Here is a 9,847-nt window from a genome sequence, read left to right as displayed (position 1 = left end):
CCGGGCGACCCGGACATCGACCTCGCGCTGGGCGACCTCGATGTGGAGGTGGGCCTCGACCCTGTGGAAGAGCTCGTGGGCGACATCGACGTCGTGGCCGACCTCGGCGACCCGCTCTCTCTCCTGCCGGAGGGTGAGCCGGGCGACCCGGACATCGACCTCGCGCTGGGCGACCTCGAGGTGGAAGTGGGCCTCGACCCTGTGGAGGAACTCGTGGGCGACATCGACGTCGTGGCCGACCTGGGCGACCCGCTCTCTCTCCTGCCCGAGGGTGAGCCTGGCGACCCGGACATCGACCTCGCGCTGGGCGACCTCGATGTGGAAGTGGGCCTCGACCCGGTGGAGGAGCTCGTGGGCGACATCGATCTGGTGGCAGATCTTTCCGGTGACGGGTTGGAGGCGGTGATCGAGGCGGATACGATCTTCGCGTTGCTCGACGGCTCCGGCGATGGCGGGGTCAGCGGGGCCGACGAAAGCCTGCTGACCGGGCTGGACGGATCGCAGCTTGCCGACAGCGAGCCGCTGCTCACCGGTGCCGTCACCGACACAACCAGTACCCTGTCGGAGCCGGTGGGCAATATCGCGTCGGGGCTCGGCTCGCTCGTCCAGCCCTCTACCACGCTGAGCAAGTTCTCGTTCGGCGGACTGTTCTGAGGTGTCTTCGGCCGGTGACCAGGCACATCTGGCCGGCTACCGGCCGAGCGTCGCGACCCTCGTGGTCGCGACGCTCACCATCGGCCTCCTGGAGATGGTCCTGCCCATCACCATGCTGCAGGTCTACGACCGGGTGATCCCGAACCACAGCGAGCACACGCTCACGGTGCTGCTGATCTGCGCCGCCGGGCTGATGCTGCTCGACGGCATCCTGCGCTATGCCCGCGGCGCGCTCATGGCCTATTCGGGCATGGTCTACAGCCATCGCATGGCCCGGCGTGCGGTGGAGGGGATCATGGCCGGCGACGGGCGGGAGCAGAGCCGTCGCGGCCCCAGCGAGAACCTCTCCGATCTCGCCGCGGTGAAGTCCATGCGGGAGTTCGAGAACGGCTCCACGCTGGTGATGATGGTGGAGTTCCTCATCATCCCCGCCATCATCGGGCTGATCGCTGTCATCGCGGGGCCGCTCGCGCTGGTGCCGGCCACGCTGTTCATCGGCTTCGTGCTGGCCAGCCTGCACAACGGCCGCCGGCTGGGCGAGGCGGCGCGCGCCCGCGCCACCACCGACGACACACGCTTCAACTTCATGATCGAGATCCTGCGCTCCATCCACAGCGTGAAGGGCCTGGCGCTGGAGGAGCGCGCCACGCGGACCTACGAGCGGCTGAAGCTCGACTCGAGCCTGGCGAACCGCGGCGTGTCCCGCGCGCTCACCCGCACCTTCGACACCTCCACCACCTTCAGCAGCATCATGATCTTCGCCATCCTGTCGATCGGCGCCTTCATGGTGCTGCGCGGCTGGATCTCGGTGGGGGCGATGATCGCCTCGGTGCTGCTCTCGGGCCGCATCCTGCAGCCGCTGCAGCGCGCCCTCGCGCTCTATGCCCGGCGCAAGGACATCGAGCTCGACCGGCAGAAGGCCCGGCGCGTGCTCGGCACGCCGGCGCTGCGCGGCGCGCTCGTGGCCGAGCCGCCGGAGAACGAGGGCCGGCTCGAGCTGCGCGACGTGGTGGCGCGAAACCCCGACGAGAGCCTGCTGCTCGACGGCGCCTCGCTGAGCGTGGCACCCGGCGACGTCGTCTCGCTCGTCACCCGCACCGCGCGCGAGCAGACGGCGATCATGAAGCTGATCTGCGGGCTGTGGATGCCCGACGAGGGCACGGTGCTGGTCAACGGCTGCCCCACCAGCAGCCTGTCGCCGGAGGTGCTGTCGCGCCAGGTCGCCTACCTGCAGCCCGAGCCCACGCTCTACCGCGGCTCGATCATCGACAATCTCACCCGCTTCGGCGCCACCTCGCGCAGCGACGCGCTCTACATCGCCCGGCTGCTCGACATGGAGGCGGACATCGCGGCATTGCCCTCGGGGCTCGACACCAGGCTGCGCGGCGATTCGGCCGATCCCATCCCCCCGGGCCTGCGCCAGCGCATCGCCCTGGCCCGCCAGCTTGCGCCGCGCCCGCGCCTCATCCTGTTCGACAGCGCCGATACCGGGCTCGACCGGCAGTCCTACACCGCCGTCTGCGAGCTGCTCGGGCGGCTGCGCGGCCGGGTGGGCATCGTTCTTGCCTCCGAAGACCCGCGTCTTCAGGCTCTCGCAACCAGAACCGTGCGACACGAGGAAGGCCGTTTCGCGGAGGCGCCCCTGGTCGCGCCGCGCAACGTGTCGGTCACGAGGTACAGAGAGCTCAGGATATGACACTGCCGCTTGCGGCGCAGGTCCGGGATGTCGAGGCGCGCGAGGGGGAGATCTTCACCCTCTACACGCGCCTGCGCAGCACCTGCTGGAACGTCGAGCCCGAGGGCGAGCCGCTGGCGCTTGCCTTCTGCGCGCTGGTGCTGCGCCTCGACCCGCTGATCGACGCCCGCCGGATCGCCGAGGCGCTGCCGGCCAGCCAGGGCCGCTTCCAGTTCACCGATTGCGTGAACGCGCTGGCCAACCTGGGCTATCGCTACACCCGCATCGCCATGGCGCCGGACCTGCTGGACCGCCGGCTCAGCCCCTGCCTCTACCTGCGCGGCGAGGATGCCGTGCGCGCGGTGCCGCTCGACCCCTGCGTGCTCTGGGCCGGGCACGGCGAGGGGGAGGCGCTGTCGGAATTCTCCGGCGCGCAGGAATGCGTCCGCCCGCCGGAGGAGGGGGAGGGCGACGCCATCCTCTTCACCCGCATCGAGGAGGACCGGCTGGAGGCCTCCGCCGCCCGGCGCCGGCAGTCCGGGCACGGCTGGTTCCGCACCATCCTCGGCCGCTTCGCGCCGCGGCTGCGCACGGTGCTGCTGCTCGGCGTGCTGATCAACCTGCTGGCGCTGGCCGGGCCGCTGTTCATCCTGCTGATCTACGACCGGGTGATCGGGCCGAAGGCGCCCGGGCCGATGCCGCATCTCGTCGCCGGCATCGTCATCGTGCTGGTCTCCGAGTTCCTGCTGCGCCGGGCGCGCTCGCTCTCGCTGATCTGGATCACCACCCGGCTCGACTACATCGTCGGCATCGCCATCTTCGGCAAGCTGCTGCAGCTTCCCGCCACGTTGGTGCAGCGCGCCGCGGTGTCGGACCAGATCGCCCGGGTGAAGACCTTCGAGGCGATCCGCGACTTCTTCTGCGGCCCGGTGCTGCTCACCGCGCTGGAGCTGCCGGCCGCCCTCGTCTCGCTGCTCGCGATCGGGCTGCTGGCCCCGGGGGTGCTGCCGGTGCCGCTGGTCGCCATCGCCGCCTTCGTGCTGGTGTTCCTGCTGATCTGGCGCAGGGTTCAGGTGCAGATCCGCCGCGCCGCCATCGAGAGCTCGGTGATGCAGCAGTTCAGCATCGACACCTTCGCCAAGCTCGAGGCCATCCAGATCGACGGTCTCGCCGGGGAGTGGACCCGGAAATACCGCGAGATCTCGGGCCGCGAGCTCACCGAGCAGTTCCGCCTGTTCCGCCTCGGCATGCTGGGCGAGATCGGCGGCCACGTGCTCATCGGCCTCGCCTCGCTCGCCACGCTCTGGGCCGGTGTCTCGCAGATCTGGTCGGGCGGCATGGGCACCGGCGCGCTCATCGCGGTGATGATGCTGCTGTGGCGCGCGCTCGCCCCGTTCCACAACCTCTGCGCCATGATCCCGCGGCTCGAGCAGATGCGCAACTCGATCCAGCAGATCGACCTGCTGATGGACGCGGAGGAGGAGAGCGACGCCGCCCGCGGCAGCCAGTCGGCCATGCGCCTCACCCCCTCGGTGAGCCTCGCCAATGTCGCGGTGCGCTACGACGCGGCCATGGGCCCGGTCTTCACCGGGCTCGACATGGAGATCCGCCCCGGCGAGGTGGTGGCCGTCACCGGGCCCAACGGCTCGGGCAAGAGCAGCGTGCTGAAACTGGTGCTGGGCATGACCCCGCCGGCCTTCGGCGGCGTGCGCATCTCGGGTTTCGACATCCGCCAGCTCAACCCGCGCGACCTGCGCCAGAACATCGCCTACGTGCCCCAGACCGTCGATCTCTTCACCGGCTCCATCGCCGACAACCTGCGCATGGTCATGCCGCTGTCGGACGAAGACACCCTGCGCGCCGTGCTCGACGAGGTGGGCGCCACCGCGCGCATCGCCGAGCTGCCGGAGGGGCTCGACACGGTGATCTCGGCCACCGGCCAGCAGGTCTGCGGCCCGATCCTGCGCCAGCGCATCGGCCTCGCGCGCGCCCTGCTCAAGCCCGCGCGCATCCTGCTGATCGACGAGCAGCCCAACGCCACGCTGATCGGCGGGCTCGACGCCAGCCTCCGCGGCGTGATCGAGCGCCAGCGCGGCCGCCGCACCATCCTCTTCGTGACCTATCGCCGCGACATGATGCGCCTCGCCGACAGGGTGATCGCCCTGCGCCCGGGCCAGCGGCCGGTCACCGGATCGCCCGACAAGATCATGGAGCTGTCATGAGTGCCCCGCCGCCCGCCGTCCCGCCTGCAGCCGCCCCGCCGCCGGCGCTGCGCGGCCGCCCGCGACGCCGGTCGCTGCTCGCCCGCCTGCTGCCGCGCGGCGCCGGCGCGGCCGAGGTGCAGCTGCGCCACCTCTCCAAGTCGGTGCGGCTGGAGGAGACCACCGATCCCGGCCTCACCCGGCTGGTGATCTGGACCGTGGCGGCCGTCTGCGCCGCGCTGCTGTGGTGGGCCGGTGCCACGCGCATCCCCGAGGTCGCCGTCGCCTCCGGCCAGGTCGAGCCCTACGGCTACGAGCGCCGCATCCAGCACCGCACCGGCGGCACGCTCGACGCCATCCTCGTGCGCCCGGGCGAGGCGGTGTCGCGCGGCCAGCTCCTCGCCCGGCTTGACGGCGATCCGCTGCGCAAGGAGCTCGACCGCACGCGCCAGCGCATCCGCTTCCTGTCGATCAAGGCCGAGCGGCTCGCCGCCTACACCGAGGGCCGGCCGGCCGATTTCGCCGGCATCGCGCCCGAGGACGCGCCGGAGATCCGCGAGGCCCGCGCCACGCTCGACGCCATGCGCCGCGCTCTGGGCGACCAGCAGCAGGTGGCGGGCTTCGAGCGCGACAGGGTCGAGCAGGAGATCGCCGTGATCTCGGCGCAGCGCGCCGGCTTCGAGCGCGATCTCGCGCGGGCGGAGAACCTGCTCGTCCGCCGGCGCGAGCTGTTCGACAAGGGCGTGATCACCTTCGGCCGGCTGGAGGAGGCGGAGGGCCGGGTCGACCGCCTGCGCAGCGAGCTGGAGGTGCTGGAGGAGCGGCTGGTGCAGGCGCGCAGCTCGCTCGACGAGTTCACCTCCCGGCGCGAGACGGTGGATTCGGGCGATCTCTCCGCGGCACTGCAGCAGCTCGTGGAGGTGCGCGACGAGCTCGAGGACGCCCGCATCCTCGAGGCCAAGCTCACCGACGAGCTCGAGGAGCTCGACATCCGCGCCCCGCTCGACGGGGTGGTGAAGGGGGTGGAGAGCCTGACCGCCGGCATGATCCTGCAGCCCGGCGCCACCCTGCTGCAGATCGTGCCGCGCGGCGAGCGCATGGTGGTGCGCGTGCGCATCGACCCGCGCGACGTCGGCCGCCTGGGCCACGGCATGAAGGCCCAGGTGAACGTGACGGCCTATGATTTCGTGCGCTTCGGCTCGGTGAACGGCGAGCTGGTGTTCGTCTCGGCGAGCAGCTTCACCAGCCCCGAGGGCCGGGCCTATTTCGCCGGCGAGATCCGCCTCGCGCAGGACCATGTGGGCCCCGACCCGGCGATGAACCCGATCTCGCCGGGCATGACGGTGCGCGCCAACATCATAAACGGAGAGCGAACCTTTCTCGCCTATCTCTTCAAGCCGGTGCGACTGGCCCTGGCGGAGGCCTTCGGCGAGCACTGAGCCTGACCGCAGCAGCCAGAGCCACCCCCCACCGGGCCGGCTCGCGAGCAGAGGACGAGCAGAATGGACGGAGCCGGAGCGGACGGAATGGGAGGAGCGAGCGGCAGCGGGGCAGGCGGCCTCACCGGCCGGGCGGCCGGCGCGGGCAAGCGCATCCTCGTGGTCGACGATGACGAGCTGACCCGCTTCTACCTCGAGGGCCTGCTCGCCGACCTGGGCTACGACGTCGACTGCGCGAGGAGCGGCGAGGAGGCGCTCGCGGCCCTGGCCCGCTTCGAGGCCGGACAGGGGCAGGGCTACGGCGTCATCCTGCTCGACCGGGTGATGACCGGAATGTCCGGCATGGAGGTGCTCGCCCGGCTCGCCTTCCTGCCCGGCGCCCGGCACGTGCCGGTGATCATGGTCACCGGCTCGAACGCCCCGGAGGAGGTGCGCGAGGCGATCGAGGCCGGGGTGTTCTACTACCTGCCAAAGCCCGTGGAGGCGGGGCTGCTCGCCTCCGTCGTCGGCGCCGCGCTGCGCCAGGCAGGGCAGCGCGCCCGCCTCACCGCCGGGACGGAGGACGACACGGGCTTCCGCCTCGCGACAGCGGCGAAATTCGCCTATTCCAGCCTCGCCGAGGCCGAGAAGCTGGCCGGGTTCTGCGCCAATTTCTTCCCCGATCCGGAGCGCAGCATCGGCGGTATCGCCGCGCTGATGGTCAACGCGGTCGAGCACGGCATCTGCGGCATCGGCTTCGCGCTCAAGGGCGAGCTGATCCGCAACGGCACGCTGGCCGAGGAGATCGAGCGCCGCTGCGCCGCGCGGGCCGGCGGGCGGCCGGTGGAGGTGACCGTGGTGCGCCGCGCCGCCGATGTCGCCCTCTCCGTGACCGACCCCGGGCCGGGCTTCGACTGGCGCGAGTTCATGGAATTCGAACGGGTGAAGCCGATGATGACCCACGGCCGCGGCATCATCGAGGCCAAGATCTCCGGCTTCGACAAGCTCGTGTTCAACGAGGCCGGCAACCAGGCCATCGCCAGCGTCACCACGCGGAGCAGCATCGAATGGTAAAGCAAGACCCCGCAACGCCTGATCGCGCGCGCCGCCGCAGGGGCACCTGGCAGGCCGGCATCTTCCTGTTCTTCGGCGTCGTGTTCTCGGTGATGCTGATCGACCTGTGGTCGGGCTTCGAGGCGCATCGCAACGAGCTGCGCCAGCTCGCGGCGGAAAAGCGCGCCGCCCTGCATGCCGCGCTGCGCCTGCAGTCCAATCGCAGCCTCGACCAGGTGAACGCGCTCGCCCGCTTCTATCTCGCCACCGACAGCGTGACCCGCGAGGAGTTCCTGCTGTTCTCGCAAAGCCGCAACGGCCTCTCCTACGCCCGCCCCGCCGGCAGTGTCACCACCGGCGCCGGCTGGGCCCCCGCCGTTTCCGGCAACACGGCCAACCCGCCGAACTACTTCGATTTCGTCACCGGCCAGGCCAGCAGCGAGATGCCTGCCCTCTCCGACCAGGCGGCCGAACTGGTGGCCGCCGGCAGCGAGCGCTCCTATGCCAGCCTCATCCCCGGCTACCTCGACCGCGCGCGCGAGGAGGCGGAGCCGCAGTCCGTCATCACCGTGATGCGCCCGATCGAGATCGGCGGCGACGCGCCGGAGCAGTCGGGCTGGATCTACACCAACATCGGCATTGCCCATCTCATCGGCGAGGTGCAGGACCGCAGCGGCGTCGAGGTCACGAACCTGAGGCTGCGCAACTCCGAATCGAGCACCACCTTCCTCGACCTCGTCTCCCAGGTGCCTCCGCCGCGCACGCCCGCCAACGGTTCCGAAGTCCGGACCGGCGAGGCGTCGCAGATCCTCGGCAACGGCCGGTTCGACATCAGCTACCGCTACACCGTGCCGACGCTCTACGAATTCTTCCTGCGCGAGCGCCTGGAATCGATCTTCGTCACCGGCGGGGTGGGGCTGCTGATCGGTGCCATGCTGTTCTTCCTGTTGCGCCAGGCCTCGCTGGCCCGCCGCGCCGCCCGCGATGCACAGGCGGCAACCGCGCAGAAGGCGCGTTTCCTCGCCACCATGAGCCACGAGATGCGCACCCCGCTCAACGCCATCCTGGGCATGAGCGACCTGGTGATGAGCGGCCCGCTCACCGAGAGGCAGGTGATGCAGATGCGCACCCTCGACCGTTCGGCCGAATCGCTGCTCGCCCTCATCAGCCAGATCCTCGACCTCTCCAAGGCCGAGGCGGAGATGATCGAGCTCGACGCTTCCGAGGTGCGGCTCGACGAACTTCTCGCCGAGGTGTTCAACGCCGTGAACGTGATCGCGGCCGAGAAGAAGCTCTCGCTGCTGATGAGCGTGCCCGCCGAGGTGCCCCGCACGGTCGAGGTCGATGCCCTGCGCCTGCGCCAGATCCTGCTCAACCTGCTGTCGAACGCGATCAAGTTCACCGCCCGCGGCCATGTCGCCCTCCGGGTCGACCTGAGCCCGCACCGCATCGCCGCCGAGGGGCGCGCCTGGGTGCGCTTCCGGGTCCTCGACACCGGCATCGGCATCGAGAACGACCGGCTCGAGCATGTCTTCGGCGAGTTCCGGCAGGTGGATTCCTCCACCACCCGCCTTTACGGCGGCACCGGGCTCGGCTTGTCGATCTCGCGCCATCTCGCCCGTCTGATGGGCGGCAGCCTCACGGTCGAGAGCCGGCCCGGCGAAGGCTCCGTCTTCACCCTGGAGGTGGAGCTGCAGGCCCTGCGCCGCTCCGGCAACCTGCGCCGGCAGCGCGCGCTCGCCGCGGCGCAGAAGGTGCTGCTTCTCGTGGATGACGACCTTTCCGCCGACATGCTGGAGGAGGCGCTGAGCTCTCTCGGCGGCATGGTCTCCCGCGTCGCCTCCGAGGCGGTCGCGCGCGAGGTGCTCACCGGCGAACAGGCGCTCACCGATCCCTACGACATCATCGTGATCGACGCCGCCCACGCGACACCGTCGGTCATCTCCGCGCTGGTCGCCGCCGGGCAGGACAGCGGGGTGATCCCGAAGGTGGCGCTGCTGCGCGAAAGCTGGCGCAGTGCCGGCGAGCTCACCGGGGCGCGGCCGGCGGGGGTGGATTTCTTCCTCGATCAGCCCTTCACCGTGGAGCGGCTCAGCCAGCAGATCTCCCATGCCCTGTCGCGGCAGGTCGTCTCGCGCCCGGTGGCCGAACCGGGGGAGCAGCGCGAGCTGTCCTTCCCCGGCGCGCGGGTGCTGCTGGTGGAGGACGACGCGGTAAACCGCATGTATGCCGAGACGCTGCTGAGCGAGATGCAATGCGAGGTGGTCGAGGCGGTGAACGGGGCCGAGAGCCTGGAACGCGCCGCCGAGGCGCCGTTCGACCTCATCCTGATGGACTGCCAGATGCCGGTGATGGACGGGTTCACCGCCGCGCGGGAGCTCTCCGCCCGCATGGAGAGCGGCGCGCTGCCGCGCGTGCCGATCGTGGCGCTCACCGCGAACGCGATGAAGGGCGACCGTGAAGCCTGCCTCGCCGCCGGCATGCAGGACTACGCCACCAAGCCGATCCGCAGGCAGGCCATGCAGGCGCTGCTCGCCCGCTGGCTTCAGCACCGATCCTCCGGCGCGCCCGCACCGGATGCCGGTGCCGCGGCTCAGGAAGCGGAACCGCTGCTGCTGCTCGACCCGATCTCCGAGCCGCAGTCCCCGGCCGCGCCGCCGGAGGCCACAGCCCCCGGGGACGACCCCGTCGCCCCGCGCGCGCCGGGCCCTTCCCTCGCGCAGGCCCCCGACGCGCCGCGTCGCCCCGTACGTGAGCCCGGCCCCCTGCCGCCTCCCCCGGCGCAGGCGCCTGCCGCCGATCCCGCCGCGGGCCCTGCCGCCGCCGAGGATGCGTCGCGCCCCGGC

The 9,847-nt window shown here is 71.1% G+C and carries 6 protein-coding genes; all 6 read left to right on the top strand.

Going from position 1 to position 9,847, the window contains the following annotated elements; all coding sequences use genetic code 11:
- A partial coding sequence (locus tag D3P35_RS25410) for a hypothetical protein (RefSeq protein ID WP_198670804.1) occupies positions 1-654 on the top strand: 654 nt, incomplete at its 5' end.
- 1 nt (position 655) lies between these two features.
- The gene (locus D3P35_RS25405) at positions 656-2,350 is read left to right on the top strand and encodes an ABC transporter transmembrane domain-containing protein (RefSeq protein WP_118138729.1); all 1,695 of its coding nucleotides are present in this window, start codon (positions 656-658) and stop codon (positions 2,348-2,350) included.
- On the top strand, positions 2,347-4,551 hold the full coding sequence (locus D3P35_RS26610; RefSeq protein ID WP_198670803.1) for a peptidase domain-containing ABC transporter: 2,205 nt from the start codon (positions 2,347-2,349) through the stop codon (positions 4,549-4,551). Before D3P35_RS25405 ends, D3P35_RS26610 begins: the two co-directional genes overlap by 4 nt.
- On the top strand, positions 4,548-5,969 hold the full coding sequence (locus tag D3P35_RS25395) for an HlyD family type I secretion periplasmic adaptor subunit (protein ID WP_198670802.1): 1,422 nt from the start codon (positions 4,548-4,550) through the stop codon (positions 5,967-5,969). Before D3P35_RS26610 ends, D3P35_RS25395 begins: the two co-directional genes overlap by 4 nt.
- Before the next feature lie 87 nt (positions 5,970-6,056).
- Complete coding sequence (locus D3P35_RS25390; RefSeq protein WP_157982333.1) at positions 6,057-7,022, top strand: response regulator; 966 nt, start codon at positions 6,057-6,059, stop codon at positions 7,020-7,022.
- On the top strand, positions 7,016-9,847 hold a 2,832-nt coding region (locus D3P35_RS25385), incomplete at its 3' end, for an ATP-binding protein (RefSeq protein WP_118138727.1). The genes D3P35_RS25390 and D3P35_RS25385, both read left to right, overlap by 7 nt.

The sequence above is a fragment of the Oceanicella sp. SM1341 genome (assembly GCF_003448965.1).
Taxonomy (GTDB): domain Bacteria; phylum Pseudomonadota; class Alphaproteobacteria; order Rhodobacterales; family Rhodobacteraceae; genus Paroceanicella.
The sequence above is the reverse complement of the archived record's forward strand: the minus strand, read 5'-3'. Positions and strand labels throughout refer to the sequence as shown.